We start from the raw sequence: 21466 nt of genomic DNA, 5'->3' as shown, positions 1-21466 counted from the left end.
GGCAAAAAGGTGCGGCGGGAACATCCGCCCTCGACCTGCGGCTTCGTAACCTCGACAGCATGGACATCGACACCGGGCTGCTGCCCGCCTTCGCCCGCGGCTGCGCCGTGCTGGGCTCGGGCGGCGGCGGTCCCGTGACCATCGCCCGCGCCGCGGCGCTGCAGGCGCTGGAGGACCACGGGCCGGTACGCGTCGTGCAGCCCGCCGAGCTGGACCCCGAGCTGCTGGTCATGCCCGTGGGCACCGCGGGCTCCTCGGCCGTCATGTCCGAGCGCGTCGGCGGAACCGACGAGCCCGTCTACCTGCGCGACAAGATCGAGGAGCTGTACGGCGCGCCCGTCGGCGCGGTGCTGGCCAGCGAGATCGGCGGCGCCAACGGCTGCCTGGCGGTGGCCTGGGCGGCCCGCGTCGGCCTGCCGCTGGTGGACGCCGACGGGATGAGCCGCGCCTTCCCCCGCATGGACCAGACGGTGATGCAGTTGCGCGGCATCGCGCCCACCCCGGCCGTGCTGTGCGACGAGCGCGGCCGGACCGTCGTCGTCGACCGGGCGACCGGCGGCTGGCTGGAACGGCTGGTACGGGCGTCGCTGGAGGCGTTCGGCGGCCAGGTCGCGACCAGCGAGTACATCATGCGCGGCGACCAGGTGGCCGGCGCCACCGCGCTCGGCTCGGTCACCCGGGCCGTGCGCCTCGGGACGCGGCTGCCCGACCCGCTGGTCACCGGCAAGGTCGCCGAGACCGCCGGGTCGATCCTGGTCGAAGGGCTCGGGTACGACCAGGGGCGGCTGGTGCGCGTCCAGGCGGGCAGCGAGTTCCTGGCCGTCGTCGAGGACGGCGTGCCGCTGGCCGTGGTGCCCGACGTGATCGCGATGCTGGACACGCGCACGGGCGAGGTCGTGCAGGCCGAGCAGGTCCGGTACGGGCTGCGGGTCAGCGTGGTGCGCGTCCCCTGCGACCCGGTCTGGCACACCCCCGAGGGGCTGCGGCTGGCCGGGCCGGCCGCGTTCGGTCTCACCGGCCTTCCCACCCCTCCCCCACCGCAGCCGTCCCCCCTCCCCGCGACGCCGGAAACCCCGGCGGGCACGGCCTTCGGCCCCTCCTCCACCGCGTCCACCGGGTCTTCCGGGCCCCACGGGTCCGCCGAGCGGGAGGCGGGGGCGTGAGGGCCGGGGTGGACGTCGGGCCGACCAACACCGACGCGGCCGTCGTCGCCGACGACGGCCGGGTGCTGGCCACCGTCAAGATCGCGTCGATCCCCGGCGACCCGGTGGCCGGCGTGCGCGCCGCGCTGGCCCGCCTGCCGATGGACGGCGAGCCGGCCCAGGTCGCCGTCGGCCTGCGTGGCGCCGCCACCGCCGTGACCAGGCGGTCGGGGTTGCGCAAGGTGGCCGTGCTGCGCATCGCGGGCGTGTCGGCGACCGCGGTGCGCCCGCTGTCCGGCTGGCCGCCCGACCTGCGCGCCGCGGTGAACGCCGGCACCGCCGTCGTGGACGGCGGCGGCGGCCTCGACCGCGAGGACCGCACGCCCCTCGACCGCGACGCCGTGGCCCGCTTCGCCGCGGGCGTGGCCGGCACCGCGCAGGCCGTCGCCGTCGCGGGCCTGTTCTCGCCCCTGGACGGCGAGCAGGAGCGCGAGGCGGCCGAGATCGTCCGGGCGGAGCTGGGCGAGGGCGTGCCGATCGCGCTGTCGGCCGACCTCGGCTCGCTCGGCCTGCTGGAACGCGAGAACGCGACCGTGCTGGACGCCGCCCTGTCGGGGTTCGCGGGCGCGGTCTCCGGCGGGCTGGCCACCGCGCTGGCGGGCCTGTGCCCGGGGGCGGCGGTGTTCGTGACCCGCGGCGACGGCACGCTGATGAGCCTGGAGCACCTGGCCCGCCATCCCGGGCTCAGCCTGGGCAGCGGCCCGGCGAGCGTGCTGCGCGGCGCCGGCGCGCTGACCGGGCTCGGTGACGCGGTGGTGGCCGACGTGGGCGCCACCCGCGTCCGGGTCGGCGTGCTGGCCGGCGGCTATCCGGAGGAGGCCGTGGGCGGCGCGGACATCGGCGGCGTGCCCGTCGGGCTGCGCATCCCCGGGCTGATCAGGGTGCCGCGGCCGGTCGACCCGACCGAGCTGGCCGAGGCCGTGGACCGGCTGCAGCCGGGCGCCGGGCTGCTGCCGCTCGTGGTCGTGGGCGGCGGTGAGCACGCCGTGCCGGAGGGGCTGCATCCCGAGCACGGGCCGGCGGCCGGCGCCATCGGCGCGGCGGTCAGCCCGGTCGGCGGCCAGTACGAGCGCATCGTCCGCCTGCCGGACCGCTCGGCGCTGGCGGCGGCGCTCGAACCGGTCGCGGAGGAGGCCAGGGCGGCGGCCGTCCGCGCCGGGGCCGATCCGCGGCGGGTGCGGGTCATCGGGGTGGAGGAGATCCCGCTCGCCTACCTGCCCGGCCCGTTCGTCCGGCTGCGCGCCCGCGCCGCCGGGCCGCCCTCGCTCCTGTGACCGCCGCTGTGAACAGCCCCGATGCTCTGAGACCAGCCCTGTGACCGCCTGCTCGTGAGCCCCCGCTCGTGAGCCCCCGCCACGACCCCCCGACGCGAAGGAAGACCACCATGACCGACTCCGACTACCCCCTGGAGCGGGTGCCGCAGGCCGCCCGCTACTCCTGGTTCAACGTGGCCGTGCAGCGGTTCGGCCAGCTCTCCGACCTGACGCAGTTCCTGCTGGGCGCCACGCTCGGCGCCGGGCTGTCGTTCTGGGGGGCGTTCTGGGCGTTCACGCTCGGCTCGGTGATCCTGGAGGTGGTGTGCATCTTCGTCGGCATCGCCGGGATGCGCGAGGGCCTGTCCACCTCCATGCTGGCCCGCTGGACCGGCTTCGGCCGGTACGGCTCCACGATCATCGGCGTGATCATCGCCCTGAGCCTGTTCGGCTGGTTCGGCGTGCAGACCGCGGTGTTCGCCTCGGGCCTGCACTCGATCATGTCCTGGCTGCCGCTCTGGGCGTGGGCCATGATCGCCGGCATCGGCGTGACGCTGCTGGTCATCCGGGGGTTCAAGGCGATGGGGATGACGGCGTTCATCACCGTGCCGGCGTTCCTCGGCCTGGCCGGCTGGGCGATGTGGGTGGAAATTTCGCGACATGATCTGGGGTCGCTGGTGGCCTCGCCGCCGTTCGGCGAGCCGATCAGCATCGCGACCGGCGCCACCATCGTGGCCGGCTCCTACATCATCGGCGCGGTGACCACGCCCGACATGACCAGGTTCAACCGCAACACCGGCGACGTCGTCAAGCAGACCCTCGTCGGCATCTCCCTCGGCGAGTACGTGCTCGGCCTGGCCGGCGTGCTGCTGGCCTACGCGGTCAAGTCCTCGGACGTGATCGCGATCATCACGGCCTCCTCCGGCGTGATCGGCGTCATCGTCCTCATCTCGGCCACCGTGAAGATCAACAACTGGAACCTGTACTCCGCCGCGCTCGGCCTGCTCAACGCCGTGGAGTCCACGGTCGGGGTGCGGCTGAACCGGGTCGCCGTCACCATCGGCATCGGCGTCCTGGGCAGCGTGCTGGCCGCCGCCGGGATTTTGGAGCGCTTCACCGACTTCCTGCTGATCCTCGGCGTCATCACGCCCCCCGTCGCCGGGATCATGGTCGCCGAGTACTTCGTGGTGCGCCGCTGGCGCCCGGTGCTGGACGCCTCGCGCGCCACCGGCACGCTCCCCGAGACCGAGCCGACGTGGGTGCCCGCCACGCTGGTCATCTGGGCCGCCGCCGCGCTGGTCGGCTGGCTCAGCGACCACTACCAGTGGATCGGCATCCCCGCCCTGAACTCCCTGATCCTCGCGGGCCTGGGCTACGTCGTCGCGGGCCGGCTCGGCCTGGTCCGCGGCACCCGCGAGGTCCCCGTCGAGCGGCCCGCGCTCACCGTCTGAGAGTCGCGCGGCCCCGCGCTCACCATCCGAGAGCCGAGCGGCCCGCGCTCACCGTCCGAGAGCCGAGCGGCCCGCGCTCACCGTCCGAGAAGAGAGTCCTCCTTCATGCGTATCGGCATCGACGTGGGTGGCACCAACACCGACGCCGCCCTCATCGGCGACGACGGCCAGGTGCTGGCCACCGTCAAGTCCCCCACCACCGCGGACGTCACGGGCGGCGTCGCCGCGGCCCTGGCCGGCCTGGGCGCCACCCGGGTGTCCGCGGTGATGATCGGCACCACCCACTTCGTCAACGCCCTGGTGGAGGCCGCCCGGCTGGAGCCGGTCGCGGCCGTCCGGCTCGGCCTGCCCGCCACCGCCGCGCTCCCGCCGCTGGTGGACTGGCCCGACCGCCTGCGCCAGGCGGTCGAGGGCGCGGTCTACCTGTGCCACGGCGGCTGCGAGTACGACGGCGCCCCCATCTCCCCCCTCGACCCGGACGAGCTGCGCGGCGTCGCCGCCGACATCAGGCGACGCGGCCTGCGCACGGTCGCGATCTCCTCGGTGTTCTCCCCGGTCAGCGACGCCCACGAGCGCGAGGCCGCGCGGATCCTGGCCGCCGAGCTGGGCCCCGAGGTGCACCTGTCGCTGTCCTGCGAGATCGGCCGGGTCGGCCTGCTGGCCAGGGAGAACGCCACGATCGTGAACGCCGCCCTGCGCCCGCTGGCCGGCCGGACCGTGGCCGCCTTCGGCGAGGCGCTGCGGGTGGCCGGGATCGACGCGCCGCTGTTCCTGTCCCAGAACGACGGCACCCTCATGGACGTGGACCAGGCCCGCCGCTACCCGGTGGCCACGTTCGCGTCGGGGCCGACGAACTCGATGCGCGGCGCGGCGTACCTGTCGGGGCTGACCGACTGCGCGGTGGTGGACATCGGCGGCACCACGTCCGACGTGGGCATCCTGGTCGGCGGGTTCCCGCGCGAGGCCGCCGGCGAGGCGCTGGTCGCCGAGGTGCGCACCAACTTCCGCATCCCCGACGTGCTGTCGATCGGCATCGGCGGCGGCTCGCTGGTCGCCGAGGACGGCACCACCGGCCCGCGCAGCGTCGGCTACCGGCTGACCGAGGAGGCGCTGGTGTTCGGCGGCGGCACGCTGACCGCCACCGACCTGGCCGTGGCCGCCGGGCTGGCCGACATCGGCGACCGCGACAGGGTCGCGCACGTCGACCCGCAGCGCCCGCTCAAGCTCATCGCCGAGCGCGTCTCGGAGGCGGTCGACCGCATGCGCACCTCGTCCGCGCCGCTGCCCGTCGTGCTGGTCGGCGGCGGCAGCGTGCTCATCCAGGAGCTGCCCGGCTTCGACGACGTGCGCCGCCCGGCGCACTTCGAGGTGGCCAACGCGGTCGGCGCGGCCATCGCCCAGGTCGGCGGCGAGGTGGACCGGGTCTTCTCCGGCCCCCGCGAGCGCATCCTGGAGGAGGCCAAGAGCGAGGCGATCATCCGCGCCGAGCGCGGCGGCGCCCGCGCGGGCAGCGTGCGGATCGTGGACGTGGAGGAGCTGCCGCTCGCCTACCTGCCCGGCGACGCCACCCGGATCAGGGTGAAGGCCGTCGGCGACCTGGACCTGGAGAAGATCGATGCGTGAGATCGGAATCGACCGGCTGGACGACATGGCGCGCGGCGCCGGGATCCTCGGCACCGGCGGCGGCGGCGACCCGTACGTGGGCAAGCTGCTGGCCCGCGAGGCCATCCGCAGGCACGGCCCCGTGCCGCTGGTGGCCATCGACGAGGTGCCCGCGGACGCGACCGTCGTGGCGGTCTCGGGCATGGGGGCGCCGACCGTGCTGCTGGAGAAGCTGCCGGCGGGCACCGAGGAGCTGACCGCGCTGCGCGCCCTGGAGGCGGTGCTCGGCCGTCCGGCCACGCACATCGTGCCCATCGAGGTCGGCGGCGTGAACTCGATGATCCCGATCGCCGCCGCCGCGCAGGCGGGCCTGCCGATCGTGGACGGCGACGCGATGGGCCGCGCCTTCCCCGAGGCGCAGATGGTGCTGCCGACGCTGATCGGCGTGCCGAACACGCCGATGGCGCTGGCCGACGACAAGGGCAACACGCTGGTGCTGGAGACGGTGTCCAACGTGTGGGCCGAGCGCCTGGCCAGGGCGGCGTGCGTGCAGATGGGCTGCCAGGTCTCCTGCGCCGACACCGTCATGCGCGGCGACCAGCTGCGCGACGGTCTGGTGCCGGCCACGCTGACGCTGGCCGAGGACCTGGGCCGGGCCGTGCGGCTGGCCCGCGCCGGGCACGCCGACCCGGTGGCGGCGGCCCTGGACGTGCTGGGCGGCCTGAAGCTGTTCACCGGCAAGGTCGTGGACGTCGAGCGCCGCACCACCGGCGGCTTCGCCCGCGGCCAGGCCCGTCTGGAGGGCACCGGCACGCTGGAGCTCAGCTTCCAGAACGAGCACCTGCTGGCCCGCCGGGACGGCGAGATCGTGGCCACCACGCCCGACCTGATCTGCGTGCTGGACACCGACTCGGGCGAGCCGGTCACCACCGAGGCCATGCGCTACGGCCTGCGCGTCACCGTCATCGCCGTGCCCTGCGACCCGCGCTGGACCTCGCCGGGCGGCCTGGAACTGGCCGGGCCGCGGTACTTCGGCTACGACTGCGACTACCGGCCGCCGGCCACGACCCCGGCGTAGACCCAGCGGCCGTCCAGCCGGACGAACCTGCTGTGCTCGTCGAGCACGCCCGGCACCCGCCGGTTGACGAAGTGGGCGCGGAACCGCACGGTGCCCTCGGTGTGGACGGGGCTGCCGCCGGTGCTCTCCAGCACCTCCAGCTCCGTCCACGCGACCTTCCTGTCGAGGTCGAGGCGGGCCGGGCGGTCGGCGGGATGCCAGGTGGCCATGAGATAGGCCTCGTCGCCCACGGCGAACGCGCTGAACCTGGACCGCATGAGCGACTCCGCGGTGGGGGCCGACCCCTCACCGCGGTGGTATCTCCCGCAGCAGTCCGCGTAGGACGCGGGCAGACCGCAGGGGCATGGACGAGGAGGCATGCCCCCCATTGTGCCGCCCCCGCGCCGCCTTGCGCTCCGCCCGGCGCGCGCGTGGGGTCAGCCTTGCGCTCCGCCCGCTACCGGCGTGCGGGTCGGAGGCGGGCGGCCAGCTCGGTCAGGGTGGCGCCGAGCGGGGCGTCGAGCAGGAGCGCGGCGTCGGCGTCGGCGCCGGTCGGGCCCTGGTTGACGATGGCGACGGGCAGCCCGAGCTCGGCCGCCCTGGTGACGAAGCGCAGCCCCGACCTGATCGCCAGCGACGACCCCAGCACGAGCAGCGAGCGCGCCCCGCCCACGAGCGCGAAGCACTCCGCCACCCGGTCCCTCGGCACGTTCTCGCCGAAGAAGATCACGTCGGGCTTGAGCAGACCGCCGCAGGAGACGCAGTCGACCACCTGGAACCCGGCGACCTGGGCGTCGGTGAGGGCGGCGTCGCCGTCGGGGTTGACGCGGCCCTCGGCGGCCCAGCGCGGGTTGGCCGCGCTGAGGCGGCGCTCCAGCTCGGCGCGCGGGGTGCGTTCGCGGCACGACAGGCACACGACGCGGTCGAGGCCGCCGTGCAGCTCGATCACCCGGCGTGCCCCGGCGGCCTGGTGGAGCCCGTCGACGTTCTGGGTGACGATGCCGGTCAGCAGGCCGCGCCGCTCCAGCTCGGCCACCGCGCGATGGCCGGCGTTGGGTGCGGCCCGGCCGATCTGCCGCCAGCCGACGTGGCTGCGCGCCCAGTAGCGCCGGCGCGCCTCGGCGCTGCCGGTGAAGCGCTGGTACGTCATCGGCTCGGCACGCCGGGACCGCCCGGTCGGGCCCCGGTAGTCGGGAATGCCGGACTCGGTGGACAGCCCGGCCCCGCTGAGCACCACGACGCCGCCACCGGCCACCAGCTCGGCCAGCGACGCCATCGCCGGTGCCGTCACGGGCGCCGTCACGGATGCCGTCACGGGTGCTGTCGCAGTCTCTTGCACACCCTCCATGATGCCCGGTCAGAGGTAGTTGCTGAGCTCGATCAGGTTCCCGTCGGGGTCCCGCAGGTAGACGCTCCTGATGGGGCCGAGGGCTCCGGTCCGCTCCACCGGGCCCTCCTCGATCCCGACGCCGTGCCGGGCCAGCTCGTCCATGACCGTCTCGACGGGGTCGGCGGTGATCAGGCACAGGTCGGCGCTGCCGGGCACGGGCCGGGCCGCCTTCGGCTCGAACTCGCGTCCCGCCTCGTGCAGATTGATCTTGCTCTGCCCGAACGCCAGCGCCCGCCGCCCATCTCCGAACGTCACCGCCTCCATCCCCAGCACCGCGGTGTAGAAGCGCACCGCGGCCTCGACGTCGGCGACGGTCAGCACCAGGTGGTCCAGGCGGTCGATCCTCATGTGGTCCCTCGCTCCTCGATCGGTTCTCCGTCCCATAGTCTGCGCATCTCGGGACACGTACGCAGCAGCTCCCCCAGCGGCCCACGTCCCGCCACGCGGCCCCGGTCGAGGACGACCACCTGGTCGGCGCGTTCGAGCGCGGCCCGGCGGGAGGAGACCACCAGCAGCGTGGCGGGGCCGTGCCGGGCGACGCGCTCCCACAGCAGGTTCTCGGTCCCGACGTCCAGGGCGGACGACACGTCGTCCACGACGAGCAGGTCCGGGGCGCGGACCAGGGCGCGGGCGGCGGTGGCGCGCTGCACCTGGCCGCCGGACAGACGCACGCCCCGGGGGCCGACGACGGTCTCCAGGCCGTCCGGCATGGCGGCCAGGTCGTCCTCGAAGGCGGCCAGTTCCAGGGCGCGGGCCAGGTCGGCGTCGTCCGCGGGCAGGCCGAGGAGCAGGTTCTCGCGCAGGGTCTCCGAGAACAGGCGCGGGATCTGGCTCGCGTACGCCGCCCGTCCCGGCACCAGGAACGCGCCCGGGTCGGGCACCGGGCGGCCGTTCCAGGTGATCGTCCCGGTGTCGAGGGGCAGCAGGCCGAGTACGCCGCGCACGAGCGTGGTCTTGCCCGCGCCGACGGCCCCGGTGACGACGGTGAACGTGCCGCGCCGGAGCGTCAGATCCACGTCGTGCACCCCGCGGCCACCGGGGTGCACGACGCTCAACCCACGCACCTCCAGCACCTCCAGCGTCGTCGGCGCGATCGGCCCCTCCCCGCCCGAGGGCGGCTCCATAGGCGGCGTGGAGAGGCGGGGGCCGCGCCTCAGGGGCGACCTTCCCGCAGGTGGGGGCGAGGTGGGACGGGGGTGCGGAGTGCGACTCGGGGGCGGTGCTTCCGGCGGTGGGGTGGGACGAAGGTGGAGGGGGTGGTTGCGGGTCAGGTCGGGGGTGTCATGGTGGGGGGCGAGCAGGGCGGTCAGGCGTTCGGCGGAGACGTCCGCCCGGGGCAGGCGGTACAGGATGGAGCCGATGGTGCGGGGCAGGGCGGTGAGCCAGCCGACGTAGCTGGTGAACAGCGCGAGGTCGCCCACGGTGAACTCGCCGCGCCGCATCGCCCCGGCGGCCAGCAGCAGCACGACGCCGACGCCCAGCTCGACCGTGGTGCCCGTGGCGGCCTCCAGCAGGTCGGTGGCCAGGCGGCTGCGTACGGCGGCGTCCCGGCGGCGGGCGTTGAGCGTGCGCAGGCGGTCCAGCGCCGCCCGCTCGGCCCCGGCTGTCTTCAGCGTGAGCACGCCGCCGAACAGTTCGCCGACGAAGGCCGTCACGCCCGCGCCCAGTTCCCTGGCCCGCTGGTGCCGCCGTCTGATCACCCGTCCCATGAGCCTGCTCAGCACGCCGATCGCGAGCATCGGCACGACCAGCGTCACGGTGACGACGGGGTCGATCGAGACCATGACCGCCAGCGCCACCCCGCCGAACAGCACGCCTCCGGCCAGGGGGACGGACTCGTCGGCGAGCTCGACCAGCTCGGCCACGTCGTCGCGCAGCCGGGCCAGCGACTCGCCCGGGGAGCGCGGCAGCCGGGCGGCGACCGGGCCGCGCGCGGTCAGCACCGAGCCCAGGACGTTGGCGCGCAGCAGCGTGGCCGCCGCGTCCCACCAGTAGGAGCCGTAGGACCAGGCGAACACCAGGACGATCCCGCGGACCAGCTCGACGCCCGCGAACGCCGCGCACAGCCACAACGACTGCCGCAACGTCGCCGGGCTGTGCCCGCTGATCTGGTCGAAGAGCTGCCGCAGCACGAGGCCGCCGCCGAGCGGCAGCACGTGGACCGGCAGCCAAAGCAGGATCTGCAGCACGTACAGGCGCACGTCGAAGCCGATCAGGCGGCCCGCCACCGCCAGGGCCCGGCGCGCGCTCACCGGCTCGTCCCGGCGGGGTCCGGGAGCCGGCCGAGCCTGAGCCCGGCGCGCGTTCACCGGCTCACCCCCGCGGCGTCCAGGAGCCGGCCGAACCTGCTGCCGGGGTCGGCGGCCAGGTCGGCGCGGCGGCCGTACTCGACGAGCTTGCCGCGTTCCAGCACGGCGATCTTGTCCACGTGCGCCAGCGAGGAGAGCCGGTGCGCGATGAGCACGCCGGTCCGCCCGTCCAGCAGCCGCCGTACGCCGTCCTCGACGTGCCGTTCGGTGGCCGGGTCGAGCCTGCTGGACGCCTCGTCCAGGATCACCAGGCCGGGGTCGGCCAGGAAGGCCCGCGCGAAGGCGAGCAGCTGGGCCTCCCCCGCCGACAGGCCGCCCGGCTCGCCGTCGAGCCCGCCGGGCAACGCGGCCGGCCGGCCGCCCAGCCCCACCCCGGCCAGCACCTCCAGCAGGTGAGCGTCGTCGTGGCGGGGGTCGGTCAGGGCGCCGAACAGGGTGAGGTTGTCGCGGACGCTGCCGTCGAACAGCCGTACGTCCTGGGTGACCACGCCGACCCGGCGGCGCAGCGACTCCGGGTCGCACTCGCGCAGGTCGAGACCGCCGATCTCGACGGTTCCGCCGGTCGGGTCGTACAGGCGCAGCAGCAGCTTGGCGAGGGTCGTCTTGCCGCTGCCGGTGCGTCCGACCAGGCCCAGGCGTTCGCCGGGCGCCAGGGTGAGGGTGATGCCCGACAGCGCGGTCTCGCCGTCGTCGGGGTAGGCGAAGCTCACGTCGTCCAGCCGCAGGCCGAGCGCGCCCGAGGCGGGCAGCGGCCGGGGCGCGGCGCGGACGGGCAGCGCGGGCCGCTCGGCCAGCAGGGAGCCGATGCGGGCGAACCCGGCCAGCGCCCCCTGGAACTGCCTGAGCTGGTCGATCAGCCGCTCGAACGGCGTGCGGATCATCAGGGTGTACTGGAAGAGCAGCACGGCGGTGCCGACCGTGAGCGCCCCGGCGTCCAGCAGCCAGGCGGCCAGGGCGAGCATCAGCGCGGTCCCGGCCGCGAACGCCACGTTCGTGGCCGCGAGCAGGCCGCCCGCGATGCGCGAGCCGTGCCACTCGGCGCGGAACCAGGCCCCGGCGACCTGGTGGAAGCGGCCGAGCGCGTGCCCGCCCGCGCCGTTGGCCCGCAGGTCCTCGGCTCCGGCCAGCCGCTCTTCGAGGTGGCCGTAGAGCGCGGCGCTCGCCTCCCGCGACCGGGTCGCCGACGGCACGGCGAGCCGCTGCGCGCCCGTCATGGCGAGCCCGGTCAGCAGGCAGTAGGCCAGCAGCGCCGCGCCCAGCCGCCAGTCGACGGTGAACACGACGGCGAGCACGCCGGCCAGCAGCAGCAGCCCGGCCACGACGTCGAGGACGAAGGCGACGACGAACTCGGCCACGGCCGCCACGTCGCCGTCGACGCGTTCGATCAGCTCGCCGGGCGAGTGGCGGGCGTGGAAGGCCAGGTCGAGGCCGAGCACGTGCCCGGCCAGGTGTTCGCGCAGGCGGTTGGTGCCGTCCCAGGCCAGGCGGCCGGCGAGCCAGGCGGCGGCCATGCGGGCGGCCTGACCGGCGGCGGCCAGGGCGAGGTAGGCGAGCGCGATCACGATCAGGTGGCGCAGCCCGGCGCCGCCGGCGGCGTCGTCGACGAAGCGGCGGGTGACGTGCGGCGCGGCCAGCGGCAGCGCGGTGGCCGCGGCGGTGGCGGCGCCCAGCGCGAGCGCGGCGCGCGGGGCGGGCCGCAGGTGGCGCAGGGCCTGCCGGGCGGGTCTAGCTACCTGCGGACGGGTCCTGGTGAGCGGGGATCTCAAGAAGCGTCATGCCCTCTGAATAGGTGGGTGTCCTGTGCTGGGAGGTCATGAACGCTGTCCTCATCGATCCGCTCCTTCGTCCGGCGATCGGTGCCGCCGGGAAGTACAACAGCCGCCCGCGGCGCGCCGCAACCGGTTTTGGCCGCCTACGGGATCTATACGCCGCCTATACAGCCGCTGCTCACGCTGAGCACCGAACGGCCTTACACCCCCCGCGGAGGTTGGACGGTGTTGAAGAAACCCAGGCGGCTGACTCCCTTACCGCCGCTCGTCGTCCTGTTGCTGACATCCACGGCCCTCGTGCCGCTTCCCGCGCGGGCCGCCCCGCCCGCGCCCGCCAAGGCGCAGGCGGCGGTCGCCTGCCCGGACGAGATGCCCACCGAGATCTCCGCCCGGCTGGCCGCCGCGGTCTGCGGCAAGCGGATCAGGGCGGCCTCGCTGACCACCGAGACCGACGAGTTCTTCGTCAACCCGGCCGGCACGGTCACCCAGGAGCACCGCTACCGCCCGGTCCGGGTCAAGCGGGGCGAGGCGTGGGTGCCCGCCGACCCGACGCTCGCGGCGGGCCGGGACGGCACGGTCGCGCCGAAGGCCGCGGCGGTCTCCTACAGCTTCTCCGGCGGCGGCGACGGCCCGCTGGTCACCGCCGCCGAGCGGGGCACCCGCCTCACGCTCGGCACGCCGCTCGGCTCCCTGCCCGAGCCGGTGCTGGACGGCGCCACCGCCACCTACCCCGACGTGCTGCCGGGCGTGGACCTGGTGCTGACCGCGGACGTGGACGGCTTCGCCGAGAAGCTCGTCGTCAAGACCCGGCAGGCCGCGGCGAACCCGGCGCTGAAGGAGCTGACGTTCGCCACGTCGGTGAAGAAGGGCGAGGTCAGGACCGACAAGCACGGCAACGTCTCGATCCTCGACGCCGAGGGCGAGCCGGTGTTCGGCTCGGCGGCGCCGGAGATGTGGGACGCCGCCACCGAGTCGGCCATGACCCGCAACCCGGCCACCCCGGCAATGGCCGCCCAGCCGGGCCGGCGGGCCAGGATGGGCGTGCGGCTGTCGGGCCGCGAGCTGCGCGTCACCCCCGACGCCGCGCTGCTGGCCGACCCCGCCACGGTCTACCCGGTGACGATCGACCCGAGCTTCACCTCGGCCAAGTCCGGCTGGACGTACGTGGACTCGGCCTATCCCACCAGCGCGTACTGGAACTCGGCGAACGACGCGACGGCCGGCACCAGCAACGGCGGCGGCTACAAGCGGCGCTCGTTCTTCAACATGGGCCTGTCGGGCCTGGCCGGCAAGCACATCACGGCGGCCACGTTCAACATCAAGGAGACGTGGGCCTGGTCCTGCTCGGCGCGGAACGTCGAGCTGCACAGGACCGCGGCCGTCGGCTCGGGCACGACGTGGAACAACCAGCCCGCCTCGAACCTGAACATCGGCGCCAAGAACGTCGCCTACGGCTGGTCGTCGGCCGGTCAGGGCGGCGCGTCGAGCTGCCCGGCGGCCTGGGTCGGCTGGGACGTCACCAGCGCGGTGCAGAGCGTGGTGAGCGCGAACGGCACGTCGGTCACCTTCATGGTCAAGGCCGGCAGCGAGACCGACAACTACTACTGGAAGCGCTTCGCCAACAACCCCAACATCGCGATCACCTACAACTCGCTGCCGGGCACGCCGTCGGCCCTGGCCGTCGCGCCCTGCTCGGTGTGCGCCAGCCCGGCCGTGGTGGGCGCGGCGCAGCCGACGCTGTCGGCCAAGGTGAGCGACGCCGACGGGCAGGCGCAGCGGGCCGACTTCGAGATCTGGACGGCCGACCACGCGACCAAGGTGACCGGCGGCTCGGCCGCGAACGTGGCGAACGGCGCCACCGCCTCCTGGAAGGCCGGCACGGCCCTGGCGAGCACGTCGTACGCCTGGCGGGTGCGCTCGCACGACGGCACCGACTACGGCCCCTGGTCGGCGTGGTTCGCCTTCACGGTGGACGCCGCCCCGCCGCCCGCCCCCGAGGTGTCCTCGAACGACTACCCGGAGGACGCCTGGGCCAAGGGCTCGGGCCAGGCCGGCCAGTTCACCATCACGCCGGCCTCGGCCGACGCGTCCTCGGTGTTGTGGTCGTTCGACGGCGGCGCCCAGCAGTCGGCCGCCAATTCCGGCGCGCCTCACACGGTGAGCTGGACGCCGCCCGCTGACGGCCCGCACACGCTCAAGGCGTGGGTCAAGGACAAGGCGGGCAATCTGTCGGAGGCGACGACGTACGCGTTCAACGCGGGCGGCTCGGCGGTCACCTCGCCCAAGGACGGGCAGTCCACCGCCCGCCGGACGGTCCTGTCGGCCACCGGCAGCGCGGGGCTGAGCGCGGTCACCTTCTCCTACCGGCGCGGCGAGGCCGACTCCTGGCACCAGGTGCCCGCGGCCGACGTGCGCAGGAAGTCCGACGGCTCGGCGGTCGCCTGGCCGGTGGCGATGAGCGCGGGCGCCTCGCCCGAGCTGGTCTGGGACGCCACGCACACGCTGGCCGAGGACGGCTCGATCGAGATCAGGGCCGAGTTCGTCACCTCCTCGGGCACGGCCGCCTCCCAGCCGGTGGACCTGGTCGTGGACCGGGACGGCGAGGGCGCCTCCACCCAGCCGGTCGGCCCCGGCTCGGTCAACACGCTGACCGGCGACTTCAGGATGGCCGCCACGGACGCCAACGTGTACGGCATCGGCCTGATGCGCTCGTTCTCCTCGCGTGACCCGCGCAAGGGCTCGGCGCTGCCCGGCGTGGCGGCGATCTTCGGCACCGAGTGGACGCCGACCGGGCTCGCCCAGTCGGGTCAGGGCACGTTCGCCCAGCTCCGGGCCACCTCCGCCACCTCGGTCGAGCTGAGCGGCGAAGGCTCGGCGGTGGCCTTCACCAAGAACGCCGACGGCTCGTACGAGCCGCAGCAGGACGCGGCGAGCCTGAAGCTGACCTTCGACGCCGCGGCCGACCGCTACACCCTGTCGGACACGAACTCGGCCGAGCGCACGGTGTTCGCCAAGGTGGACGCCGCCGCGCCGATCTACCTGGTGCGGGCGGTCTACCCGGCCAGCGGCAAGGGCAGCACGGCGTTCGTGTGGCAGTCGGTGACCGGCTCGGACGGCAAGGCGCTGGCCCGGCCGGTCAAGATCATCGCGCCGTCGTACACGCAGGCCGACTGCGACGTGGACACGCTGGCGAGCCTGCCGCAGGGCTGCCGCCTGATCAAGCTGGACTACGCCACGACCACGACCGCGGGCGCGCAGCTCGGCGACGTGGCCGGGCAGGTCAAGGCGATCAGCCTGTGGGAGGGCGGCGCGAGCGCGCCGCTGGGCCTGTCGGAGTACCGCTACGACGACCTGGGCCGCCTGCGCGAGCAGTGGAACCCGGCCACCCCCGACATCAGGACGCGCTACGACTACGACCTCGGCGGCCGGGTGAACCGCTACACCCCGCCCGGCGAGCTGCCGTGGACGTTCGGCTATGGCAAGGCGGGCAACGCCGACACCGCCGCGGACGGCATGCTGCTCGCGGTCTCCCGCCCGACGCTGCGGCCCGGCACGCCGAGCGAGACGAACGGCACCGCGGTCACGTCGGTGGTCTACGACGTGCCGATCAGCGGGACGGGGGCGCCCTACGGGATGAGTGAGACGGCCACGGCCGCCTGGGGGCAGAGCGACTCCCCGGTGGACGCGACCGCGATCTTCCCGGCCGACCAGGTGCCGGCCAACCACACCGGGCGCGGCGGCCTGGCCGCCTCCGACTACGGCCGGGCCACGATCACCTACCTGAACGCCTCCGGGCAGACGGTCAACCGGGTGGAGCCCGGCGGCGCGGTCTCCACCAGCCAGTACGACGCGCAGGGCAACACGGTGTTGTCGCTGTCGGCCGGCAACAGGGCGCTCGCCCTGGCCCAGACGCCGGACGCGGGCGCCGAGCTGACCCGGCTCGGGCTGCTCAACGCCTCGCCCGCCGACCGGGCGCGGCTGCTGGCCGAGGAGTCCGCCTACAGCTCCGACGGGCAGCGGATGGTCTCCGAGCTGGGCCCGCTGCACCTGGTCACGCTGAACGGCACGCAGGTCGCGGCCAGGAAGCACACGGTCAACACCTTCGACGAGGGCCGGCCGGCCGACGCCAAGGTGTCGAACCTGGCCACGACGGTGGCGGTGGGCGCGTACGTGCCCGGCGCGACCTCGGACGCCGACGTGCGCACGAGCCGGACGTACTACGACTGGAACACCGGCAAGAGCGTCAGGACGGTGGAGGACCCCGGCGGCCTGGCGATCACCAAGACGACCACGTACGACTCCGACGGCCGGGTGGTCGCCACCACGATGCCGAAGTCGTCGGGCGACGACGCGGGCACCACGACCAGCGAGTACTACACCGCCGACGGCACCGGCGCGTGCGGCGGCAAGGCCGAGTGGGCCGGGCAGCTGTGCCGGACGAGGTCCAAGACGGGCGTCGGCGACAGCGGCACCCGTCCTGCCGAGCTGGTCACCAAGGTGTACGCCTACGAGCCCGGCGGCCGCGTGTCGTCGGTGACCGAGACGGCCAACGGGGTGACCAGGACCACGACGACCACGTACAACCCGGCGGGCGACATCGTGAAGACCGTCGTGTCCGGCGGGGCCGGGACGGCGGTGCCCGAGGTGAGCACCACCTACGACGCGGCCGGGCGCGGGGTCAGGACCACGGCCTCCAACGGCACCTCGATCACCCGCGAGTACGACGCGCTGGGCCGCCAGACGTCCTACACCGACGCCGACGGCGGCGTGACCAGGGTCGAGTACGACGCCCTCGACCGCATCACCAGGAAGACCGACGGCGCGCCCTCGACGGTCACCTACGCCTACGACGACGTGCGGGGCGCGCTGTCCACCATGACCGACTCGGTGGCCGGGACGTTCACCGCCACGTACACCGTCGACGGCGCGATCAGCCACGAGAGCCTGCCGGGCGGCCTGTCCTACGACCTCGCCCGGGACCCGTCCGGCGCGCCGGTCTCGCGGGTCTACCGGACGGCGGCGGGGACGCGGCTGCTGGACGACTCGGTGACCTGGTCGATCCACGGCCAGCAGGTGAGCCACAACGGGCTGTCCGCCCAGAAGATCGGCTACGACAAGCTGGGCCGGATCGCCTCGGTGGACGACACCGTGAGCGGCCTGTGCTCGCGCCGGGCCTACGGCTACGACGCCAACTCCAACAGGACGGGGCTGACCACGAGCGCCTGCGACGGCTCGGGGGCGGTCACCGAGAACCACGCCTACGACGGCGGCGACCGGCTGGCCGACGCCGGCTACGAGTACGACGCCTACGGCCGCACCACGGCCACGCCGGCCGGGCTGAAGGCGGAGTACTACACCACCGACCTGGTCCGGCAGATGACGTCGGGGGCGGTGCGGCAGTCGTACACGCTGGATCCGGAGCTGCGCCGCAACACCACCACGCTGGAGCAGCTGTCCGGCGGCACGTGGAGCGCGGCCGGCAAGCGGGTCGAGCACTTCGACGCCGACGACGACACGCCCGCCTGGGTCGTGGAGGGCGGCGCGGTCACCAGGAACGTGCACTCCATCTCCGGCGGCCTGGCCGCGGTCACCTCGGCGACCGGCGACGTGCGGCTGCAGCTGACGAACCTGCACGACGACATCAACGTGATCCACGCCGACGGCGTGCCGCTGGCGCTGGACTTCGACGAGTTCGGCAATCCGCGCGCCGGTCAGCCCGCGATGCGCTACGGCTGGCACGGCGCGGCCGAGCGGGCCGCCGACACCCCCGACGGCACGATCCTCATGGGCGTGCGGCTCTACCAGCCCAAACTAGGACGGTTCCTACAGACCGACCCGGTGGAGGGCGGCAGCGCCAACGCCTACGACTACGCCAACCAGTCGCCGACCTCCAACGCCGACCTGGACGGCAAGAAGTGGTACTGGTGCACCAACTTCTGGCACTTCGCCTTCAACCACTGCGGCGTCAGCTACGCCTACTACCACGGCAGCTGGCGTTACGTGCACTGGAAGAAGACGCCGGCCGGCTGGTGGGTGCGCGGCGTGTACTACGACTACTGCACCAAGTCACCCGACAAGCCGCTCGGCTACGACTTCCGCCAGGCGTGCATGATGCACGACTACGGGTACGCCCTGCGCAACATGGGGTATATCCACAGCAAGTACCAGGTGGACTACATCTTCTATTACGTCCTGTACTGGGGCGTCTGCTCCCACTACTTCTTCAAGGGGACATGTCGCAGCATCGCGTACGCGTACTTCCTTTCGGTGGTCGCCTTCGGCCACCCGTGACCTAGGATGAGCCACCGGCGGGAGCTACCACGAAAGGCTCCCGCCGGTGCCTTTTTCTCCCGGTCGGCGCAGGGTTGACGGGAGTCGGACGTTGATGCACATTGAAGCAGCTTTGATCTTCCTTGTGCACCAACGTCCTTGCGGGGAGCGCGATGGAGTTCGCCGTACTTGGGCCGCTTCACGTCTCGGATGACCAAGGGCCGCTGCCGCTCGGCGTCGGCAAGCAGCGCACCCTGCTGGCCGAGCTCCTGTGCCGGGCCGGCCGCCCGGTCTCCCCCGCCACGCTCGTCGAGGCCCTGTGGGAGCAGCGCCCGCCGCGCACCGCCGCCGACAACCTGCGCCTGTACGTGCACCAGCTCCGCCGGACGCTCGGCCAGGACCGCATCACCCGCACCGACGCCGGTTTCGTCCTGGCCGTGCACCCCGGCGAGCTGGACGCCGAACGCTTCGAGACCCTGGCCGGCCGCGGCGGCGACGCGCTGTCCGGCGGCGACCACGAACAGGCCGCCACGCTGCTGCGGCAGGCGCTGGCGTTGTGGCGCGGGCCCGCCTACGCGGGGCTGAACCTCACCGCCGGGCTGCGCGACCACGCCCGCCGCCTGGAGGAGGAGCGCCTGGCGGCCCTGGAGCACCGGATCGAGGCCGACCTGGCCCGCGGCCTGCACGCCGTGCTGATCGCGGAGCTGACCGAGCTGGTCGCCGAGCACCCGCTGCGCGAACGCCCGCGCCGCCAGCTCATGCTCGCCCTGGCCCGGTCGGGACGGCAGGCCGAGGCGCTGGCCAGCTACCGCGAGGCCCGCCGGGTGTTCGCCGCCGAGCTGGGCCTCGACCCCGGCGCCGAGCTCAACCGCCTGCACCAGGCCATCCTCACCGGCACCCTCGACCCGGCCCCCGGCGGCGCCGCCGGTCCCGCGGCGCGCTCCCCCGCCCAGCTCCCGACCGACATCTCCGACTTCACCGGACGCGGCGAGCAGCTCGCCCAGCTCACCGCCCTGCTCGGCGACGAACCGCCGCAGGGCCCCGGCCAGGTGCGGGTGTGCGTGATCGCGGGCATGGGCGGCGTCGGCAAGACCACGCTGGCCGTGCACGCCGCGCACCGCATCGCCCGCCACTACCCCGACGGCCAGCTGCACACCAACCTGCACGGCGCCGAGGCCAGCCCCGCCGACCCCGGCCAGGTGCTGGCCGCCTTCCTCACCGCGCTCGGCGTGCCGCGCTCCACGCTGCCCGAGAGCGTGGACGAGCGGGCCGCGCTGTTCCGCAGCAGCCTGGCCGAGCGGCGCATGCTGATCGTCCTCGACAACGCCGCCTCCGAGCAGCAGGTGCGCCCGCTGCTGCCGGGCACGTCCGGCTGCGCCGTCATCATCACCAGCAGGGCCAGGCTGAGCGGCCTGTCCGGCGCGGCCCTGATCGAGCTGTCGGTGCTGCACCTGCGGCAGGGCGTGCGCCTGCTGGCCAGGATCGCCGGCGCCGGGCGGGTGGAGGCCGAGCCGGAGGCGGCGGCGGAGATCGTCCGGCTCTCCGACGGGATCCCGCTGGCCGTGCGGGTGGCCGGGGCCCGGCTGGTGGCCCGGCCGCACTGGCCGCTGACCCGGCTGGCCGGGCAGCTCAAGGACGAGCGGCGGCGGCTCGACCAGTTCGCGACCGGCGACCTGGCGGTGCGGGCGAGCCTGGCGCTCAGCTACGTGGGGCTGGAACCGGCCGCGCGGCGGGCCTTCCGGCTGCTCGGTACGCTGGAGGCGCCCGACTTCGCCGGATGGGTGGCGGGCGCGCTGCTGGACCTGCCCGTGCCGGTGGGTGAGGAGCTGGTGGAGTCGCTGGTGGACACCCAGCTCGTGCTGATCAGCGGCGTCGATCCGGCCGGGCAGCCGCGCTACCGCTTCCACGACCTGGTCCGCCTGTACGCCCGCGAACGCGCCGAGCTGGAGGACCGGCCCGAGGCGGTCGCGGCGGCGCTCGGCCGGGCCTTCGGCGGCTGGCTGGCGCTGGCCGAGCAGGCGACCGAACGCGTCCAGGGCAGCTCCTCGGCCATCATCCACGGCTCGGCCCCGCGCTGGAGCTCGCCCGACGGCACGCCGCTGGAGATCCGGCAGGACCCGATGGCCTGGTTCGACACCGAGCGCACCGCGCTGGTCGCGGCGATCCGCCAGGCGTGCGCGCTCGGCCTGGCCGAGGTCGCCTGGGACACCGCCTGCTGCGCCGAGCGCTACTTCGACGTCAGCGGCCTGTTCGACGACTGGCGGGCGCTGCACGAGCGGGTGCTGGCCGCCTGCCTGGCCGCCGGCGACCGGCTGGGCGAGGCGGTGATCCGGCGCGGCCTCATGCACGCCACCACCTGGACCGAGACCGGCGGCGCCATGGCCGCCCAGTACGACGGCGCCGAACGCCTGATCGCCATGTTCACCGAACTGGACGAGCGGCGCGGCCTGTCCGACGCGTACGTGCTGCGCGCCTGGGGCGAGGCCGCCAGGGGCGACATGGCGCAGGGCCTGCGCTCGGGCCGCATCGCGCTGGAGCTGGCCGAACGCAGCGGCCACCAGGGCGGCGAGGCCAGGGCGCACGTGTGCATGGCGGTCGCCTACGGCACCAGGGACATCAGGATGGCCATCGTCCACCTGCTGCGCGGCCTCGACCTGGCCACCAAGCTCGGCAACCCCCGCTTCGAGGCCACGACCCTGCAGTTCCTCGGCCTGGCCCACGCCCACGCCAAGGAGTTCGAGGCCGGGCTGGAGTACATGGTGCGGGCGCTGGCCATCTACCGGCAGATCCGCGACCCGCTGCTGGAGACGATGGGCCTGGTCGCCCTGGCCAAGCTGTACGCCGGCCACCACGACCCGCGGGCCAGGGCGGTCGCCGAGGCGGCCGAGCTGCTGAGCCGCTCCCACCGGCTGGCCCACCACCGGGCCGACGCGCTGTGGGTGCTGGGCGGGGTGGACCTGGCCGAGGGCCGGGTGAAGGAGGCCGTCGCGCACCTGGAGGAGTCGGTGAACCTGTGGCGCGCGCGGGGCTGGCAGGAGTTCCTGGCGGGGGCGCTGGACAGCCTGGCCGAGGCGTACACGGCGGCGGGCGACCCGGCGGCGGCGGCCGCGGCCCGGCGGGAGGCTCGCTCGCTTGCCGGTTCTCCTCAGACGGGTTGAGTATC

The 21466-nt window shown here is 74.4% G+C and carries 12 protein-coding genes; 7 read left to right on the top strand and 5 right to left on the bottom strand.

Features of this window, described 5'->3' with window-relative positions; all coding sequences use genetic code 11:
- Positions 1-59: 59 nt before the first annotated feature.
- The 5 genes from ACFYUV_RS43605 (at position 60) to ACFYUV_RS43585 (ending at position 6586) form a co-directional block, all read left to right on the top strand.
- Positions 60-1163 (top strand): DUF917 domain-containing protein, encoded by a 1104-nt coding sequence (locus ACFYUV_RS43605; protein WP_387680064.1) that lies wholly within the window; start codon positions 60-62, stop codon positions 1161-1163.
- Positions 1160-2476, top strand: a complete 1317-nt coding sequence (locus tag ACFYUV_RS43600; protein WP_387680061.1) for a hydantoinase/oxoprolinase N-terminal domain-containing protein — start codon at positions 1160-1162, stop codon at positions 2474-2476. Before ACFYUV_RS43605 ends, ACFYUV_RS43600 begins: the two co-directional genes overlap by 4 nt.
- A gap of 110 nt (positions 2477-2586) precedes the next feature.
- Positions 2587-3906: a cytosine permease gene (locus tag ACFYUV_RS43595; RefSeq protein ID WP_352329663.1), complete on the top strand. Its 1320-nt coding sequence runs from the start codon at positions 2587-2589 to the stop codon at positions 3904-3906.
- Positions 3907-4011: 105 nt separating this feature from the next.
- Positions 4012-5529 carry a hydantoinase/oxoprolinase N-terminal domain-containing protein gene (locus ACFYUV_RS43590; RefSeq protein ID WP_387680059.1) on the top strand — a complete coding sequence of 506 codons (1518 nt, stop codon included), beginning with the start codon at positions 4012-4014 and terminating at the stop codon, positions 5527-5529.
- A complete protein-coding gene (locus tag ACFYUV_RS43585; RefSeq protein ID WP_358300040.1) occupies positions 5522-6586 on the top strand; it encodes a DUF917 domain-containing protein in 1065 nt (354 codons plus the stop codon). Before ACFYUV_RS43590 ends, ACFYUV_RS43585 begins: the two co-directional genes overlap by 8 nt.
- On the opposite strand, the gene ACFYUV_RS43580 is transcribed toward ACFYUV_RS43585, so the two are convergent.
- From ACFYUV_RS43580 to ACFYUV_RS43560, 5 genes are all read right to left on the bottom strand, one after another.
- A complete protein-coding gene (locus ACFYUV_RS43580) occupies positions 6556-6843 on the bottom strand; it encodes a YchJ family metal-binding protein (RefSeq protein WP_358300042.1) in 288 nt (95 codons plus the stop codon). The two genes, ACFYUV_RS43585 and ACFYUV_RS43580, sit on opposite strands and share 31 nt — an antisense overlap.
- Before the next feature lie 179 nt (positions 6844-7022).
- Positions 7023-7841, bottom strand: a complete 819-nt coding sequence (locus ACFYUV_RS43575; RefSeq protein WP_387680359.1) for an NAD-dependent protein deacetylase — start codon at positions 7839-7841, stop codon at positions 7023-7025.
- An 81-nt stretch (positions 7842-7922) separates the two neighbouring features.
- A complete protein-coding gene (locus ACFYUV_RS43570; protein WP_387680056.1) occupies positions 7923-8303 on the bottom strand; it encodes a VOC family protein in 381 nt (126 codons plus the stop codon).
- Positions 8300-10207, bottom strand: a complete 1908-nt coding sequence (locus ACFYUV_RS43565; RefSeq protein WP_387680054.1) for an ABC transporter ATP-binding protein — start codon at positions 10205-10207, stop codon at positions 8300-8302. Before ACFYUV_RS43565 ends, ACFYUV_RS43570 begins: the two co-directional genes overlap by 4 nt.
- A gap of 53 nt (positions 10208-10260) precedes the next feature.
- Positions 10261-12030 carry an ABC transporter ATP-binding protein gene (locus ACFYUV_RS43560; protein ID WP_387680051.1) on the bottom strand — a complete coding sequence of 590 codons (1770 nt, stop codon included), beginning with the start codon at positions 12028-12030 and terminating at the stop codon, positions 10261-10263.
- A 279-nt stretch (positions 12031-12309) separates the two neighbouring features.
- Between ACFYUV_RS43560 and ACFYUV_RS43555 the strand changes: the two genes are divergently transcribed.
- Together ACFYUV_RS43555 and ACFYUV_RS43550 are read left to right on the top strand one after the other, a co-directional pair.
- On the top strand, positions 12310-18324 hold the full coding sequence (locus ACFYUV_RS43555; RefSeq protein ID WP_387680048.1) for a phospholipase A2: 6015 nt from the start codon (positions 12310-12312) through the stop codon (positions 18322-18324).
- Positions 18325-18476: 152 nt separating this feature from the next.
- Positions 18477-21461, top strand: coding sequence for a BTAD domain-containing putative transcriptional regulator (locus tag ACFYUV_RS43550; protein WP_387680046.1), 2985 nt, complete (start codon positions 18477-18479; stop codon positions 21459-21461).
- Positions 21462-21466: the final 5 nt, after the last annotated feature.

The organism is Nonomuraea sp. NPDC003560 (assembly GCF_042878785.1).
Classification (GTDB): domain Bacteria; phylum Actinomycetota; class Actinomycetes; order Streptosporangiales; family Streptosporangiaceae; genus Nonomuraea.
The sequence above is the reverse complement of the archived record's forward strand: the minus strand, read 5'-3'. Positions and strand labels throughout refer to the sequence as shown.